Raw genomic sequence first — 17,530 nt, 5'->3', positions numbered from 1 at the left:
TTCAGAAGAACGTCACCGCCATCAATGGTTTGATCTAGGTCAACGCTGTGCCTCGGGCTCAGGCACGTGAACGGATCGCACTAAATTTAGCGCGGTATGATGAATTGCAAACATTTTCATACGGCGTGGCCGCGCCGTCCCGGCACTTGCCTCCGGCCCTCAAAGGACCCGGAACGCACCGATGACCGCACCCGGCGCGGCGTCACTGCGCCAGAGAGGGCTGCGGTAATGCCGGGAGCGGTCGTCGGCAGGCGGTCGCCGTCGTTTCAAGCGCCCGGCAAATCAGGAGGCGAAGCCGCCGGTACCGCCTCTTTGACCGCCGCCAGCGCTGCTTGCAAGGCGGCTTCCTTGGTGTGGTCGAGAGAAGTCTTTAGCACCGTGCCGCCTTCGCCTTTTAGCTTTTCAAGAACCTTGTCTGCCGTGACTTTGCGCACCAGTACGAAGAGCGCTGCGGATCCGGGTTGAACGGCGGCAGCGGTCTCTTTCATCCATTTGTCGTTGATGCCGACATCCGTTAAATATCCGCTGAGTGTGCCGGACGCGACGCCGAGGGCAGCACCAGCAAGCGGCATCAAAAAGATCAGGCCAATCAGCGTCCCCCAAAAGGCGCCAGTAGCCGCACCAGCAGCCGTGGTATTGATCAGTTGATTTAGTTTGATGTTTCCGTTGCTGTCTTTCACCGCGATCACGGCATCGCCGAGTTCGATCAAATACTCCTTCTGCATGGCCAGCAATTTTTGGCGAACTTCCTCCGCCTTCGCCTCGGTTGGAAATGCAATTACGACAAGGTCGCTCATCTATTCTGCTCCTCTACTCGAACGATTGCTCCCCATGCCAGAGAGGATGCGCCCGGTCGCGCGGGACAGGCAAGCCGCTACGGATAGCGGATGACGGCGCTCCGGGCACAACGGGAGGCGGCGGGCACACCCGGCACGGGCGGCAACGCACAGCAGTCAGACGCGCACCAGGTCGATGGCGGCTAGCGCCCTTCCGTTTCGGCAGCATAGCGGATCATGCCCGAACTTGCCGCTGACCAAGCTACGCGGTTCGGGATGAACCCTGCATGACACGCTTGACCACCATGGCCGCGATGCCCGCGAGCACGGCCTTAGCCTGCGGGGACGCAAGTATGTCGATGATGGGGTTCGACGGTTGGGCTTGCTCTTGAGGCTGGGCATCGCCACTGACGAGGATATCCCGGAGCTGACCGGGCTTCCCATGCAGATCGGTGAGCACCTCGCCCAATTCCTTCGGTTCGGGGGCCACTTGTCCCGGAAGAGCCACGCCGCGCGCGGCGGCTCGCTCCTGCAGCATCTTCACGAACGCCGCCCGTTCCTCCGGCGAAAGCTTGCCCAACGCTTCTATCGCTGCCTGCGCGTACTGGTCAGACGGCACGGCGTGTGACACATCACCATACCGTTTGAGAACCTCTTGATCGGAATAGCCCTCCGACGGATTTCCTTGTTCGTATCGACCAACGAAATCCCGATACTCTTTCTGGCGTTGCCCACCGCCCATTAACTCGTCAAGGATACCCATCTACAGCTCCTCCTTGCGTGATTAGCTCAGGCTGCTTGCCACAGACAACGGCACGTTTCCCTTGCGTGACATACGAGCGATATCGGCGTTAGGCACAAGATACCGGCGAAGAGTGCAGTCGCTCCGATAGTTGCTACTTCCAAGGTAAACCCACGTTGAGAGTATTGACCTAGGTCAAAGGGTCATGGCGGCCGTGTAAACTGATTGTTGCTCTCCACAGGACCAGGTGACCGATGCGGATCGGTCGCTCTGCGACGCCCGGCAATCCAAAGGAGCAAGAAATTCGCTTTTACGCCGGAGCAGCTGCCTTCGCCTGATCCGACGCATCAGGTTGCGCGGAGGTCACGTGAACAACTGCTTCCAAGGTTGCACCGAATGACCCGCTTGCTACCAACGCGTTGGAAGCGTTTCCCACCGTTTCTGCGGCTCCCGCTCCCAGCAAAGCGAACAGGATACGGGTTGCGCCAATCCTTTTACTGAGCCCTCGAACGACGTGCTGAATCTTGGCGGCGGAAGGCTGACTCAGATAGCAGACGCATACAAGCGCGGTGTTCGCCAATTCGAGCGAAAGCAATTTCGACATTGATGAAGCATCAGCCTTTTCCGCAATTGCCTGAAACCCGCGGTACCGCAGAAGCTGCGCCAGCACAAGCGCCGTCGCCTCATCGAGTCGCCCGGCACCAGGGATGCAAACGACCGAAATAGACGAGGTCGGCGGCTCCGGAATCAAAGCGTGCTCGGAGCCTGCTCGCTCGAATGTAATGGCAGCTCCCGGGCTTGAGCTTAGATCCGGGGAACCGGGTCCTGTTGCTTCCACGTCATGGCGTGCCCCCAGTTCAGCGACCAATTCTTCCACCGTTGAGACTACCCGATTTAATCGGTCCTGATCGAGGTGACCCAATTGACGGTCGGCCTCCGCGAGTCTCAGGCCTTTCAAGAGGATGTCGTCATAATAATTCTCAAGCGACGAGTCATTCAGGTATTCGTGCGCCTGTTCCACCGCTTCAATGGGATCTCCCGCCAGCATTCGTTGATAAGCCAGTTGCGGCGGCGTCAGCGGTGGTCGGTCGCCAAGCATAACGTCAAGAAATTTGAGGCGATCGACATGCCGCCCAAGGACGACGAGACAAATTGTCAGGGGCGTGGCCAACACCAGTCCGACCGGCCCCCAAAGCCACGTCCAGAATGACGCGGACAGGATAATTGCAATCGGAGAAAGACCCGAGCTATGCCCAAAAATCAAGGGTTCGAGGACTTGTCCGGCAAGCAGTTCAAGCACGACGAACAGGGCCACCGTAAGTATCAACATCTGCCAGCCCGGGCCCACCGCCGCCGCGAGAATGAGAGGGAAAACCGAAGATATCAGTGCACCGATATACGGTACAAATCGCATAATCATCGCGACCAGCCCCCATAGCGGAGCCGAAGGGACACCGATGAATTCGAGACCTATGCCTATTGCAAGACCGAACACGCCATTGAACGCGATCTGGGTAAGAAAGAGCTTGCTCAGACGCTTGCCAGCGTCGTCCAGGGCCGCAGTTGTGCGTTGAATATCCGCTGATCCAGCCAATCGGACAAGCCGATTCCTTAAATCTTCCCGTTGCAGCAGGACAAAGACAACAAAGATCACGACGATCCCTGTCGTCGTTAAAGGCGAGATCAGTGGCTGGATGATTGCGCCGAACGTCGACAGAGCACCGGGATCCGGTTGCCTTACCTCAACGGGTATGGGTATCGGCTTGTCTGAGGGCTGCCTGGTGAGTTCGCCGCCAGCAGGTCGACCGGCCCCATCTCGATTCTGCAACTCTGTCTTCAATTCCTTCAGAACTGTCGACGCCTGCTCCAATGTTCCAGAGCCGTCGCCCATTAAGCCGCGCAGGCTTTCGATTTTGTCGCTCAATGTTTGTTGATAGCCAGGCAGCTTGGCGGCAAGCCGGGTCGCCTGCGAAACCATAAGACCGCCCAGACTAAATATGATCGAGAATCCGATGAAGACGACCACCAGCACAGAAATCGTGCGCGGAATTCGCCAGGAACGTAAGCGCATCACGAAGGGCGCCAAAACGAAGCTCAGGAGAACTGCTAACGCGAAGGGAACAAAAATTTCACGGCCGAAATAGAGCGCAGCAATTGTCAACGCTGCGACGGCCATATTCGTCAGGACGGTCCCCCTCGGCTGCGCCAATCTTATTTGAGGAGACTTCTCTTGCATGGCGTGGCTCATTCATCCCATACGTGGGCGAATTCTCCTTCGCGACACCATCGTACACCCAATTAACTTGTTCCGACAGCCCGAGCATGTCGTTCAATGTCGCTAGCTCGTCTCATAGCGCAAGATCACCGGACATTGTCGGCAGCGCCCTTTTTGGGCTCGATCGCAGCGGAACTGATCGATCGTTCGGCGGGCGTCGATCACGGCGATGTGTTCCGGATAGGGCGGCGCGGTGAAGCCATTCTCGAGGCCGCCGCGCAAGTGTCTTCTTTGAGCAGGGCTACGCCGCGATCAGTATCGACGCGATCATCGAGCGCATCGGCGGCTCGAAGCGAACCATCTACAACGAGTTCGGAAGCAAGGCTGCGAGTGGATCCTCCGCTCGGGTCCTTTTTGTTGAATCTTACTTCTCATTGCCCTCGATCCAGGTTTGCTCGGCAGCCACACTACCTTGGCGGCGCGGACGCCCCTATTCGATCGATCGAGCCGACGAGAAACGGCTCCCTTGCATGGACGGGCCTCAGCGGGGCGGAGTCGATAGGACTTCGATTGCAGCAAAAATGAGCCGCGCGCGGAGATCAGACGCCCCAACGCAGAGCTGCGGTCTGCACCGGGGCATCCCACAATGTCGTGGCTTTGCGGTCAAGCACAGATACGGTGATCGAGACACCGGCCATGTCAAGGGATGTGACGTAGGAACCGGTTAGGAAGCGCGTCACCGTGATCCCCGCGCGATCCAGAATCCGCTTTGCGGCATTGACCATCAGATAGAGTTCGATCAGAGGCGTCGCGCCAAATCCGTTAATGAGAAGCAGCACTTCACTGCCCTTGCTCGGCGCAAGATCCTTCAGGATCGCGTCGAGCATCTCGGCAGCGATCGCATCGGCGGAAGCCAACGGTACCCTGCGCCGGCCAGGCTCGCCATGAATGCCGACGCCCATTTCCATTTCATCGTCGGCCAACATGAAATTTGGCCGCCCGGCGGCCGGCACAGTGCATGGCGATAGCGCGACGCCCATCGAGCGCGTGCGCCGGTTGACTTCATCGCCGAGCGCCTTGAGCGCGGCAAGCGGCATTCCGGTCTCGGCAGCGGCGCCGACCATTTTTTCCACGATCAACGTTCCCGCGACGCCACGACGACCAGTCGTGTAAGTCGACTTCTCGACTGCCACGTCATCGTTTGTCACCACACTCGCCACCTCTCGGCCGGCCATCTCGGCTGCCATGGTGAAATTCATCACATCGCCTTCGTAGTTTTTGACGATGAACAGCACACCTGCGCCTGTGTCGACGGCCTCTGCAGCCTCGATCATCTGATCTGGCGTCGGCGAGGTGAAGACCTGGCCAGGACAAGCCGCGTCGAGCATGCCCAGGCCGACAAAGCCCGCATGCAGCGGCTCATGTCCCGAGCCGCCTCCCGAAATCAGCGCGACCTTGCCCGGTTTCAACGTGCGACGGCGCACAAATTTGCGCTCGGCGCCGAGCAGCAGGATATCCGCGTGCGCTGCGGCGAGGCCGTCAAGACTTTCTTCGAGTACAGTATCGGCGCTGTTGATCAGCTTTTTCATGAGCGTTCTCCCAGTCCGGTCTAAAGTTCGATTCAATGGCTAACCGACGCTTTCCGCAAAGCGCGCGAGCTGCGCTGCTAAATCCACGATGAGCTGCTCGAGCGCACGGTTCTTCTTGTCGTCACCAAGTTCAGGAACGGTCACCGTAATGACACGCGTGCGCGCTTCGCGGTGGGGTGCGCGCAGTCTTCCGGGGTGCGCGCGGCCATACGCATCGAGAAATGCTGTACGCTCGGCACTGGACAGATGGCAGACGTCGAAGATGACCGCGACATGCTTCGCCGGGATCGGTACCAGATAAGCCGGATTCGTGATTTGACTCACGAAGGAACGATTCTTGCCCAGCGCCGCCGCAAGCTTCAGGCGCGTCCCCGAGGGTCGATTGTCGAGTACCTTTCGCAGGATTATTTTGTATTCTGCGACATTCTTGTCACCGGGCGTGTCCTTGCCGACATCGTCCTTCATGAACTCACCTTTGCGATTGCGGCCTTGAGCCGTGCGACGGCAATCGGCGACACAGAGAGAGTTGTCAATCCGGTCGCGAGCAGCGCCGCCGTCAGGTGAGTGTTGGCCGCGGCGTCCCCACAGAGCGAAACCTCGACGCCACGCTTTAGCCCGGCCTCGACGGTCGCGGCTATCAGTGCCAGCACAGCCGGATTGCTGGTATCATTGAGGTCAGCGACTGCGCCGATGTCGCGCGCCGCCGCCATGGTGTACTGGGTTAGATCGTTCGAACCGATGGAATAGAATGCAGCGCCAAAATCCGCTGCACAGAGCGCCGCCGCTGGAACCTCGACCATAATGCCGAGCGGCGGGCGAGCGCAGGCAACTCCTTTCGCTCGGAGGGCTGTGAACTCCGCGTCAAGTATTTCGTTCGCGCGGTCCAATTCCGACGGGACCGCAACCATGGGCAACATCACTTTCAGCGTGCCATGGACAGCCGCACGGCAGAGCGCGCGGAGCTGCATACGAAACACCTCCGGCCGCGCGAGCGAGAGGCGGATACCGCGGAGGCCGAGAAACGGATTGCTCTCACCTTCGACCGTCAAACCGGGAACCTGCTTGTCTCCGCCTGCATCCAAGGTCCGGATCGTCACCGGCTTATCTTGGGCCCAGACGAGAATGTCTCGATAGACCCTGTATTGCGCTTCCTCGTCCGGCAGGCCGTGGGCCGCCTCGAACAGGAATTCCGTGCGTACAAGGCCGATGCCGTCGCAAATTGCGGGATCAAGGCTTGCAAGGTCTTCAGGCCCGGCCACATTGAGCAGAATCGTTATCCGCCGACCATTGGCGACGAAGGCAGGCGCAAGGCTGGTCGCCTCGGCGACAGCCAGTTCGGCCTTCGCAGCCGCCATACGCAGCTCAAAGAGACGGATGGTCTCCGGCTCCGGATCGAAGATGACCCTTCCGGCGTCGCCGTCTACCAGCGCCCAGACTGGTGGCTGTCCATGCCACGACAACGGACCCAATCCAACGACCATCGGCGCCCCGCGCGCACGCGCCAACATGGCGACATGCGAGGAAGGTGAGCCACTGGCCAGCGCGATCGCGCCGCCTTGCGACCAGTCAGTCGCAAGAAAGGTCGAAGGCGTGATATCTTCAGCCGCAACAATCGAACCGCCCGCGATTCCGGCGACAACGCCCACGCCGCCCAGATGCGCAAGCACACGATCGCGGATGTCAACGATATCAACGGCCCGGGCACGGAAATATTCATCTTCAGCCGCGCGATAGCCGGCGATCTCTAGGTCGAGTGCCCGGCGCCAGGCATGGTCGGCAGCGATCCCGATCGCGATAAGTTCATATGCCGCATCTGTTAGTGCATCGTCTTCCAACATGGCGGCCTGGAACTCCAGAATGTCTGCCGCCTCACTCTGAATCATCTTGATCTGCTCGGCGAGTTGCGCCCTCGCCCCCCAATCGCCGCCCGCAGCGCTGCAGCCTCCTGCTCCGGATCCTCGCTCGCCATTCGCCCGGCGACGGCCGAAGTCAGCACGGCGACCGGCCCGAACGCGAGGCCCGGCGATGCGGCACGGCCGATAAGTTGGATCTCTGCCACTGCCGTTAAGCCTCGCCAAAACCGTCATGCACAAGCGCAAGCATGGCAGCAAGCGCCACCTCTCCGTCCGGTCCGGTGACCCGGAAATGCAGCGTCGCCCCCTGCGGAGCTTTTACACGCATCACCTTCACCGGACTCTTGGCATCCGTCCAAGGCCCGTCTCCAGAGAGGGCGAGTTCGATCTTTGCGGCAAACCTCTTCGCACACTGCGTGAGCTTGACCGACGGCCGCGCATGAAGTCCGACCTTGTTGACGAGAACCGCCGAGGCGGTCAGCGGCGCCGACGTCTCACCTGCCCGGCTGGGGTGGGCATCATGCATAGAATTCCTCCGCGCTACGCTTGACGGCTGCGAGCGATGAGCCACCCGAGGATTCCGTCGCTGCAATCACCGCTCCTTCGACCACCGGAGCATTGCAGACGACGACGCGCGCCCTTCGATCTTCAGCCAACATTTCCACCGCCATCTCGGAATTTGTCTCCGCTCCACCGAGATCAACGAGCACAGCCACACCTGCTGCGGACCACGCCGCCTCGATCGCCTCCAGGATTCCAGCAACATTCGTGCCGAGCCCTCCATCGACATCGCCGCCGGTCCAGGCGAGCGGCACCGCATTGCCTACCATCTGACGCACCATATCTGCCGCGCCTTCCGCTATCTTGGGCGAATGCGAAACGATGACGATTCCAACATTGCCGCGATCTTGACTGCTCATAACCTTCCCTCGAATTCCAGTACTTTGGCTGCAGCGCCGATCAACAGGGACACCGAGCGTGAACCTGGGTCCATGTGACCAATCGAACGTTCGCCGAGAAAAGAAGCCCTGCCGCGAATGGCGAGCATCGGCGTTGTGCGATCGGCCGCCTGGGCTGCCTCCATCGCAATCGCCCGCGCATCGCCGCCCGCGGCCAATACCGCTTGCACCGGTACCAGCACGTCGAGCAAGGTCTTCTGTCCTGCTTCTGAGCGTCCACGTGCCTTCACGGCGTTGATCGCCAGATCCGCGGCCGCGACGAACTCTGCACGTGTCGGCTGCTCCGGAAGCGCCTTACCCAGCTCCATAAAGAAAGTCCCGACCAATGGCCCAGAGGCTCCGCCGACCTTCATGACCAGCGTCATTCCGATCGACTTCAGCATTTCCGGCAGTGATTTGTCCGCAAGGCCAGGCAACGTCGCGAGCACGGCTTCGAAACCGCGCTTCATGTTCAACCCATGATCGCCGTCACCGATCGCCTGATCGAGGTCGGTCAGCTCATCGGCGTGCTGGATCACCGTTTCCGCAAGCGCTCGCACCAGCTCTTCCCTAGAGGCCCGATCGAGACTCATGCTGCGACCCTCCTGCCGGCCGCGTCGAAGAACAGCGGCTTGTTGAGGCGTAGTGACACCACGTCGCCGACATCCAACGTGATCTCAGACTCCGCCAACGTCACGACGGGTTGACCACCGAGATCCAGGTGCAAATGACTCTGGTCGCCGAGATGCTCGACCCGCGTGACGGTTGCCGACACGTCTCCGCCATTGCGCGTGATAGCCAGGTGCTCGGTACGCGCCCCGATGGTCTTAGCGCTCGACGGGGCGCCCGCGAATAGACCGGCCGGCAGCAGGTTGATCATCGGCTGGCCGAGCCGGGCAGCGACATGGGCGTTGACGGGGTTCTCGTAAATCTCGCGCGGCGTGCCGATCTGCATCAGTCGCCCGGCCTCCATCACGCCGATGCGCGATGCCATGGTCATAGCCTCGGTTTGATCGTGGGTGACGTAGAGGATCGTTGCACCGAGATCGATCTGGATGCGCTTAAGCTCCAGGCGCATTTCACCGCGCAGCTTGGCATCGAGCGAGGAAAGCGGCTCGTCCATCAGGTAGATCGAGGGTGAGCGCACCAGAGCGCGGCCAATCGCAACGCGCTGCATCTGCCCGCCCGATAGCTGGGTCGCCTTGCTGTGGAGCTTGGCCTCGATATGGAGAAGACGCGCAACCTGTTCGACCTTTGCGCGAATTTCGGCCTCCGGCAGGCGCCGAGTCGGCGCGCGTAGCGCAAAGGCCATGTTCTCGAACACGGTCAGATGCGGGTACAACGAATATTGCTGGAATACGAAGGCGACGTCGCGATCCGCCGGCGCATCACTGGTCACATCGCGTCCGTCGATGCGGACCGAACCGCTGTCGGGCGCCTCTAATCCGGCAACGAGACGTAGCGTCGTCGTCTTGCCGGCGCCGGTCGGCCCCAGCAACGCAACGAATTCGCCATCTCCAATGGTGAGGGACAGATCGACGACGGCTTGCGTGTTGCCAAACGCCTTGGAGACCGCTCCGATCTCGACTTCAGCCATGCTTGCCTCCCTCGTGCAATGCGGTGCGTATTGCCCGTCCCGACCCCTGGTCGAAGAGCGACAACGTATCGGGCCGAAAATCGAGCCCGACGTTCATCCCAATCCGAAAGGCCGTGCTGGCGGGCGAGCGGGCCTTGAGAGCGCCGTAAGGCGTCGTCACCGTCACGATCTGTGTCGTGCCGAGATATTCCGACCCATAGATCTCGCCCCGCACCATGCCGCTATCGGAAAAACGCACATGCTCGGGTCTGACACCCAGGACAAGGTCGCTCTCCACCAGAGCCTCGCGCGCGGTGGGTATCGCGACGTCGCGATCCCCGAGCCGGATCGTCCGCGCCCCGGCTTGCAGGCTGCCGCGAAACGGCAGGAAATTCATCGCTGGAGAACCGATGAAGTCCGCGACGAAGAGCGAAACAGGCCGATCATAAATGTCGCGCGGACTCGCAATCTGCTCGACAACGCCGTTGTTCATCACCGCAATCAGGTCCGCCATTGCCATGGCCTCCAGTTGATCATGCGTGACGTAAACGGTGGTCGCACCAAGCCGGTCATGCAGCGCGCGCAATTCCTGGATCATCGCCTCGCGCATCTCGGTATCGAGCGCTCCGAGCGGCTCGTCCATCAGGAAGCACTTCGGCTTGCGGACGATCGCCCGCCCAAGCGCGACGCGCTGACGGTCGCCGCCGGTGAGGGTCGAAACCGACCGATCAAGGAGGTGGGAGATACGCAGGATCCGAGCGGCCTCCACCACGCGCCGGTCGCACTCCGCGGCTCCGATCCCCTCGCATTTGAGTGGAAAGCCGATATTGCGCCGGACATTCATGTGCGGATAGAGCGCAAATAGCTGGAAGACGAAGGCGATATCTCGCGCGGAGGCGCGGTTCATCGTCACGTCCTCACCGTCGAGCCTGATCGTTCCGGATGTTGGCAATTCGAGTCCTGCAATCATCCGCAGCGTTGTTGTTTTGCCGCAGCCGGACGGCCCAAGCAGACAAAGGAACTGGCCGTCATCCACCGTAAGGCTCGCGCCCTTGACTGCGTGAAACTCTCCAAAGGATTTGTTGAGCGCTTCAACCCTGATCTGTGCCATCGAGCGCTACTCCCGGACCTTCGAGACGATTGTGAACATCACCGTCCCAAAGAGAGTGACCGCGAAAGACCAGGAATACAGCGTCAGAAAAACGGCTGCATCAGCATGACCACGCCCGCGGCAATGATCGCCGTCGCGATGGCCTCTAGCGGACCGCGCCGCAACATTCTGCTCGTCAGGCTGGCGCGCGGCATTGACGTGTTCACATCAAGGTTCATTTGCGGACGGCCCCAAAGGTAATGCCGCGCAGAAGATGCTTGCGGAGCAGCACTGTGAACACGACGATCGGCACAAGAAAGATCGTCGTACCGGCGGCTACGGCCGGCCAATCCTGGCCGCCTTCGCCGATAATGATCGGAATGAATGGGGGCGCGGTCTGAGCGTTGCCAGAGGTCAGAAGCACGGCAAAGGCGTATTCGTTCCAGGCAAAAATCAGGCAGAAAATCGCCGTCGCCGCGATCCCCGTCGTTGCCTGCGGGAGAACCACCTTCACGAATGCCTGCAAGCGCGTATAGCCATCGATCATTGCTGCTTCTTCGTATTCGCGCGGGATTTCGTCGATGAAGCCCTTGAGTAGCCAGACAGCGAGCGAGACGTTCACCGAAGTGTAGAGCAGGATCATCCCGAGACGGGTATCCGATAGCCCGACGGTCCGGTACATCAGGTAGATCGGGATCGCGACCGCGATTGGCGGCATCATTCTGGTCGACAGAATGAAGAACAGGAGGTCGTCCTTGAGAGGCACGCGGAAGCGCGAAAAACCATAAGCCGAGAGCGTACCGAGCGCGACGGCAAGCACCGTCGAGCCAAAGGCGATAATCAGCGAGTTGATGAAGCGAGGCACGTAGTTAGACGGCCCGGCGACAACCATGTTGCGGCTGCGCGCGATGTTGTCACAAAGCCCCTGCGGCGGCCCCAGCGTCTGGATAAACTCCTGGGTCTGGCGCGAGCGCGTTGTGAAGACGTTACAATAGCCTTCAAGAGAGGGCTTGAAGTAGACCTTCGGCGGATAGGAGATCGCATCGTCAGGCGACTTGAACGAGGTGAGTACGATCCATACCAGCGGCACCATCGTGATGATGGCATAGAGTATGACGAGCAGGCCGGCAAAGCGGCGAGTGCCGGTCGACGGTTCGACGACTGAGTGGGCTGCATTTGAGACGCTCATCGGCTTTTCACCCGGTTCAGCGCCTTGACGTAGATGTTGGCAAGGCCAAACACTGTCACGAACAGAATGATCGCAAAGGCCGAGGAATAGCCGGTTCGCCAACTCTCAAAGGCGGCGCGCTTCAGTGTGATCGAAGCGACTTCGGTGGTCGAGCCCGGCCCTCCTCCGGTCAGGAGGTTGACCATGTCGAACATCTTGAAATTCTCGATCCCGCGAAAGAGCACCGCGAGCATGATGAACGGCAGAGCCATCGGCAGGGTGATCGACCAGAACTGCCGCCAATTCGACGCGCGGTCGACCTCCGCTGCCTCATAAATGTAATCCGGGATCGACCGCAGCCCCGCCAGGCAAATCAGCATCACGTAAGGCGTCCACATCCAGGCGTCGACGATGACGATGGCCCACGGGCTGAGGGTCACGTCTCCCAGCATCTGGAACGACGAAGCGCCGCGCCCCGTGAAGAAGGCGACCACGTAGTTGAACAGCCCGATCTGCGGCTGATAGAGGAAGGTCCAGAAATTGCCGACAACCGCTGGTGAGAGCATCATCGGCAACAGAATGATCGTGGTCCACAGGCCATGGCCACGGAATTTCTTGTCGATCAGGAACGCAAGGCCGAATCCGAGCACAGTCTCGATCAGCACGGTCCAAACCACGAAATGCGCCGTGACCTGCATTGCCGCCCAGATATCCGGATCGGTCAGGATCGACTGGTACCAATCGGTCCCTAGCCATAGCGTCGGCGCGTTCGGCCGATTGGCGCGGTAATTGGTAAATGACAGGTAGATCGTCCATACCAGCGGGAAGATATTGATCGCCAGCAGCAGCACGATCGTCGGTGTGATGAAGAGCCATGCGAGCGCCTGGTCCGAAAGGCCGCGGATACGACGTATCACGCCTGGTCGGATCGGGACGGCCCGGTAGGTGATCTGCGACGAGGTACTCAAATCGTTCATGGCCCTGGTCAATCCTGGCGTCGCGATTGTCGACTATGCGACGCCTGCGGGTTCTACCGAAGAGAGCCTGGAGCGCGCTCGACGTGCGCCCCAGGCGTTTGCCCTAGAACTTCTTGCCTTCTTCTTTGAAAATCGCCTTCCAGTCCTTTACCAGGCCATCGAGCGCTTCCTGCGCGGTGCCCTTGTCCGCCACCACGTAGTCATGCACGCGCTTCTGTTCGGCTTGCAGGAGTTGGGCATAGGAAGGCTCGGCCCAGAAGTCGACGACCATTCCCATCGACTTCAAAAACTCGCCGGCAAACGGCGCGCTGTTCGGGAAGCCCGGATCGTTCAACACTGACTTGGCGCAGGAATAGCCGCCCAGCGCCCACCACTTCTTCTGCACATCTCCACCGGAGAACCATTTGATATATTGCAGCGCCTCGGGCTGGTTCTTGGAATAAGAAACGACCGAGATGCCCTGCCCGCCGAGCTGCGTCGCCCGGGTCGCGGGGCCGGCGGGATTGCTGAAGAAGCCGATCTTGTCCCCACCGACGTTCGGATCCTTGTAGAGGCCCGGGAAGAAGGCGAAGAAGTTCATCTGCAGCGCGACTTGCCCCGACTTGAACGCATCAAGCCCTTCGGACATGTAGGAGTTGGATGCGCCGGGGGGCGTACAGCACTTGTAGAGCTCCTTGTAGGCCTCGAGCCCCTTCACGGCGCCGGGTGAGTTGACGAACCCGTCCATTGAATACGGCTTCTTCGGATCCTGATACTGGAAGCCGTAATCATAGAGGTAGTTCGACACGCCCATGGTGATGCCTTCCGAGCCCCGCTCGGTATAGATCGAAGCGCCATAGACCTTCTTGCCGTCGATCTCGCGGCCCTGGAAGAATTTTGCGATGTCGCGCAGTTCATCGAGCGTCTTCGGCACGGCGAGATCGCGGCCGTACTTGGCCTTGAAATCCGCCTGGATCTCAGGCCGCGCAAACCAGTCTTTGCGATAGGTCCAGCCCACCGCGTCACCCATGGCGGGCAGCGCCCAATAGTTCGGGCTGTTCTTTGGCCACTCGGAATAGCCGACCACTGTCGCCGGCATGTAGTCGTCCATGCTGATTCCTTCCTTTGCGAAGAAATCGTTGAGCTTGACGTACTGACCGTTCTCGGCGGCGCCCCCGATCCATTGCGAGTCCCCGATGATGAGATCGCACAGCGAGCCATGCGAATTGAGCTCGTTCAGGAAGCGGTCCGCATAGTTGGTCCACGGCACGAACTCGAACTTCATGCCGACGCCGGTCTTGGCGGTGAAATCCTTCGACAGTTCGACCAGGGCGTTGGCAGGATCCCACGCGGCCCAGCACAGGGTGATGGTCTTGGCCTGCGCATGCGCAGGCGTGATCCCCACTCCGACACCGAGCACGGATGCGAGAACCCCGGACGTAGTAAGAAGCGCCTTCACTGTCTGTTTCATAACGCTTTCCCTCTCAGTGGGGCCGGCCATCGACATGGCACGACTCTCCAACCCGCTCGAATGCTTCGAGCAGAGCGATACAGTCCTTCACGGGCTGAACGACTAAACGGACGTTTCCTCGCGCCTGCCTGGATTCTTAGGGATTCAGCCAAGCTCGATTTGTTTAGTGAAACACTATATACTAAACATTGCAAGCACGCTCTTAAGTCTCGGTCATGATGCCCCTCGCGAAATTGAGGCAGCAACCATGCGCTCGGCCGGTACAGACTATGCGATCTGCGCCACCTTAAGTTAAGTGAGGGACTTTGCGTTCGAGCACGGCTGCCTCGACCTGATCCGCAAAGAACCGTGAGATGGCCGGCTCTAGAGACGAATACGCATTGTCGCTATGGACGGCGATGCCGTCTGGCTTCGTGCCTGCCTAACTATCTTCTTTCTGAAGAAGAGAATGCAGACGTTGAGCGAGTTCGGACACGCCAAAGGGCTTGTGAATGATCGGGAACTCGTCTGTCGCCCCGTGACGCGCGAGCACGTCTCCCACGTAGCCCGACGTCAGTAATATCTTGATCCTGCTGTTCCGCCGCTTTGCTTCGCGAGCAAGCTCGACGCCATTAGGACCATTCGGCATGACGACATCGCTGAACAGAAGATCGAACCCCTGATCGCTGTCGAGAATTCGGATGGCTTCGGTACCGTTGTGAGCAAGGCGAATCCGATAGCCAAAGCTCGTCAGCATTGCAGACACGACTTCCAACAGATCTTCATTGTCCTCGACCAAAAGAATTCGCTCGGAGCCTCCCGGCATAGTTCGGGTCTGCTCGGTTTCCACCTCGTCGCGAGCCTCCTGATTGGCTCTCGGCAGGTACAGTGAGATCGTGGTGCCGGCGTTAGGGGCGCTTTCGACTGAAATATAGCCACCGGATTGCCGGACAAAGCCGTACACCATGCTGAGACCGAGGCCAGTGCCCTTGCCAACTTCCTTGGTAGTGAAGAAGGGCTCGAAAATCCGGTCTCGCACCTCGGGAGACATCCCATGCCCCGTATCCGAGACGGACAGCCTCACATATGATCCGGCCGGACATTCAGCGACGGCTTCCCCATCCAGAACGACGTTCCGCGCCTCGATCTCGAGCACTCCGCCGCCCGGCATCGCATCGCGACCGTTCAGCGCTAGATTGAGAAGGGCAGTCTCCAGCAGGGATGGATCCACCCGACAGAGCCACAATCGCTCGTCGATCTTCAGCCTGACCTCGCATTCTGCGCCGACCGCCTGACGGACGAGCCCCTGGAAGTTGGAGATCAGCTCGTTGGCACTGATCAGTTTAGGGTTGAGCTTTTGCCGTCGAGAGAAAGCGAGGAGCTGTGCGGTGAGCTTCGCCCCCCGGTCGGCGGCACGCCGCGCAGTCGCGGCGAAGCGCCGGATCTTGCCGTCATTTGCCGCCCGCTCGATCAGATCAAGGTTTCCCGAAACGACGGCAAGCAGGTTGTTGAAGTCATGGGCAACACCGCCCGTGAGCTGTCCGACGGACTCCATCTTCTGACTCTGATGAAGCTGCTCCTCGATGCGCTGGCGTGCCTCCACGGCATGCTTTTGCTCGGTGACGTCTCGAAAGAAGATCGCGATCCCTTCGCCAGAAGGAAACGCGTTGATCGCATACCAAGCGGCACGACGAGGACAGTGCGCTTCGAACGAAACCGGACGGCGGTCCGACATGACTTCCCGAAGCTGCTCGACGATTCCGGTATCGGGGGCATCCAGAAGCGACGCCTGCAGGTGCATTCCAATCAGATCACGCCCCTGAGCGATCTGAGACCAGGCCCTCTGGTTGAAGAAGCTGATCCGCCAATCGCGGTCGACGATCACGACGCTGTCGGTTGTGCTTTCGAAGAGCATCGTAAGCCGGGCCGCGGCGTCCTCGGCCTTCTCTTTTGCATCGGACAATTCCTGCTCGCGGCGATCCAGCGCATCGGCCATGGTGTTGAAGGCGCCGGCTACGCCCGCGATTTCAGAACTGCCGCGGATGTTCACACGACGAGCATAGTCGCCGAGGCGCCATCGGTTCGCGGCGTCAACTAATAGTCCGAGCGGCCGATGGATGAATTGCCGGGCGCCGAGCAGGGTCAGGCCCAGCACCATCATGGCGCTGAGGGCGATGAGGAAGATGTCGTGTCGGGTCCGGCTCTGGATCTCGGCAAAGGCGTTCGCCTTGTCGAGGCCGAAGCTGACGCGCAGTCCCCCAGAATCGGGCCCGAGAGCCGAGAAACCCACGATCCTCTCGACGCCGTCGACATCAACCAGGTCGGCAGCGAGACCGTCGCCATACTGCCTCGCATCACCGGCGCGGACCAATTTCTTACCGACAAATCGGTCATTGTCCGGATAGCGGGCAAGGTAGGTGCCGTTGCGATCGGTGATGGCCAGCGCGTCTCCCGCCGGAACACCCGCGCGCGCGATGTAGTCCGCTAACCAGTCGAGGCCGAGAGGCGCAATGATGACGCCCCCTGGCTGGCCATCATCTCCGTAGAAGGGCAGCGCAAACTGAATGAGTTTCCGATCGACGGACAGACCGATCGAGAATTGCCCCACCGTAAACGCGCCCGTACTCAACGCATCCGCAAAGTAGGCCCGCCCGGAGACATTCACCGGCTTGCGATCGTTATTTGTATCGCAAAAGGGCTGACCATTCAGATCGGTAGCGACGAAAGTAAGGAAAGCCGGAAACCGGGACTTCATCCCCGCCAGTGCCGCGTTGCACGCTTTGCTATCCCTCGCCTTTATTGCAGGAAGTTCGGACAGCGCAATCAGGACCTGCCGAATGCCCTGAACGATCTGTTGCTGCTGTTCGGCGGCGAGCTTAGCGAGACCGAGCGCCTGATTCTGTACGTCCACTTGGCGCGCGCGTCGAAGGTTAACCTCGTTGTACGCCTGAAGCGAGATAGCGGGCAATAACGCGACTGCGACAAGCGCCAACAGGCGCGACAAGATGGTCATTCTCTGCCGAATTCAAATGGTCCCGGAGTTTGCTGTGCATTTCGATTGCCAATCGCCATACGCTCATAGGCGTTCATCACTCCAATCACGATCGTGAGAACCACAAGTTACCGCTCGTTGAACCTGCGCGACCGCGTAAGCTTCATCCGGCACCTGCTTTCAAA

General features: G+C 60.0%; 15 protein-coding genes and 1 pseudogene. All 16 read right to left on the bottom strand.

Translation table 11 applies throughout. The annotated features are described in order from the left end of the window. Positions 1 to 266 precede the first annotated feature (266 nt). The gene (locus BJ6T_RS11805) at positions 267 to 797 is read right to left on the bottom strand and encodes a DUF1269 domain-containing protein (protein ID WP_014492585.1); all 531 of its coding nucleotides are present in this window, start codon (positions 795 to 797) and stop codon (positions 267 to 269) included. Between the two features lie 241 nt (positions 798 to 1,038). Then, positions 1,039 to 1,539 carry a hypothetical protein gene (locus BJ6T_RS11800; RefSeq protein WP_014492584.1) on the bottom strand — a complete coding sequence of 167 codons (501 nt, stop codon included), beginning with the start codon at positions 1,537 to 1,539 and terminating at the stop codon, positions 1,039 to 1,041. Positions 1,540 to 1,828: 289 nt separating this feature from the next. After that, positions 1,829 to 3,754, bottom strand: a complete 1,926-nt coding sequence (locus tag BJ6T_RS11795) for an AI-2E family transporter (RefSeq protein ID WP_014492583.1) — start codon at positions 3,752 to 3,754, stop codon at positions 1,829 to 1,831. Positions 3,755 to 4,332: 578 nt separating this feature from the next. Beyond that, a complete protein-coding gene (gene dhaK, locus BJ6T_RS11790) occupies positions 4,333 to 5,322 on the bottom strand; it encodes a dihydroxyacetone kinase subunit DhaK (protein WP_014492582.1) in 990 nt (329 codons plus the stop codon). 39 nt (positions 5,323 to 5,361) lie between these two features. Then, a complete protein-coding gene (locus BJ6T_RS11785; RefSeq protein ID WP_014492581.1) occupies positions 5,362 to 5,787 on the bottom strand; it encodes a hypothetical protein in 426 nt (141 codons plus the stop codon). Beyond that, positions 5,784 to 7,205, bottom strand: a complete 1,422-nt coding sequence (gene ptsP / locus BJ6T_RS11780) for a phosphoenolpyruvate--protein phosphotransferase (protein WP_014492580.1) — start codon at positions 7,203 to 7,205, stop codon at positions 5,784 to 5,786. The genes BJ6T_RS11785 and ptsP overlap by 4 nt, the downstream gene beginning before the upstream one ends. A 181-nt stretch (positions 7,206 to 7,386) precedes the next feature. Then, positions 7,387 to 7,701, bottom strand: a complete 315-nt coding sequence (locus BJ6T_RS11775) for an HPr family phosphocarrier protein (RefSeq protein WP_014492579.1) — start codon at positions 7,699 to 7,701, stop codon at positions 7,387 to 7,389. Continuing rightward, positions 7,694 to 8,095, bottom strand: a complete 402-nt coding sequence (gene dhaM, locus BJ6T_RS11770) for a dihydroxyacetone kinase phosphoryl donor subunit DhaM (RefSeq protein WP_014492578.1) — start codon at positions 8,093 to 8,095, stop codon at positions 7,694 to 7,696. Before dhaM ends, BJ6T_RS11775 begins: the two co-directional genes overlap by 8 nt. Further along, on the bottom strand, positions 8,092 to 8,706 hold the full coding sequence (gene dhaL / locus BJ6T_RS11765) for a dihydroxyacetone kinase subunit DhaL (RefSeq protein WP_014492577.1): 615 nt from the start codon (positions 8,704 to 8,706) through the stop codon (positions 8,092 to 8,094). Before dhaL ends, dhaM begins: the two co-directional genes overlap by 4 nt. Next, positions 8,703 to 9,710, bottom strand: a complete 1,008-nt coding sequence (locus tag BJ6T_RS11760; protein ID WP_014492576.1) for an ABC transporter ATP-binding protein — start codon at positions 9,708 to 9,710, stop codon at positions 8,703 to 8,705. Before BJ6T_RS11760 ends, dhaL begins: the two co-directional genes overlap by 4 nt. After that, complete coding sequence (locus tag BJ6T_RS11755; protein ID WP_014492575.1) at positions 9,703 to 10,800, bottom strand: ABC transporter ATP-binding protein; 1,098 nt, start codon at positions 10,798 to 10,800, stop codon at positions 9,703 to 9,705. Before BJ6T_RS11755 ends, BJ6T_RS11760 begins: the two co-directional genes overlap by 8 nt. Before the next feature lie 6 nt (positions 10,801 to 10,806). Further along, positions 10,807 to 10,994: pseudogene (locus BJ6T_RS11750) on the bottom strand (hypothetical protein). A 20-nt stretch (positions 10,995 to 11,014) separates the two neighbouring features. Further along, on the bottom strand, positions 11,015 to 11,968 hold the full coding sequence (locus BJ6T_RS11745; RefSeq protein WP_014492574.1) for a carbohydrate ABC transporter permease: 954 nt from the start codon (positions 11,966 to 11,968) through the stop codon (positions 11,015 to 11,017). Next, complete coding sequence (locus BJ6T_RS11740; RefSeq protein WP_014492573.1) at positions 11,965 to 12,924, bottom strand: carbohydrate ABC transporter permease; 960 nt, start codon at positions 12,922 to 12,924, stop codon at positions 11,965 to 11,967. The genes BJ6T_RS11745 and BJ6T_RS11740 overlap by 4 nt, the downstream gene beginning before the upstream one ends. A gap of 103 nt (positions 12,925 to 13,027) precedes the next feature. Next, entirely contained in the window at positions 13,028 to 14,374 is a 1,347-nt protein-coding gene (locus BJ6T_RS11735) for an ABC transporter substrate-binding protein (RefSeq protein WP_028170249.1), read from the bottom strand. Between the two features lie 421 nt (positions 14,375 to 14,795). After that, positions 14,796 to 17,366 (bottom strand): ATP-binding protein, encoded by a 2,571-nt coding sequence (locus BJ6T_RS11730; RefSeq protein ID WP_014492571.1) that lies wholly within the window; start codon positions 17,364 to 17,366, stop codon positions 14,796 to 14,798. Positions 17,367 to 17,530 lie beyond the last annotated feature (164 nt).

It is taken from the genome of Bradyrhizobium japonicum USDA 6 (genome assembly GCF_000284375.1).
Classification (GTDB): Bacteria; Pseudomonadota; Alphaproteobacteria; order Rhizobiales; family Xanthobacteraceae; genus Bradyrhizobium; species Bradyrhizobium japonicum.
This window is presented reverse-complemented; position numbering and strand designations above follow the sequence as displayed.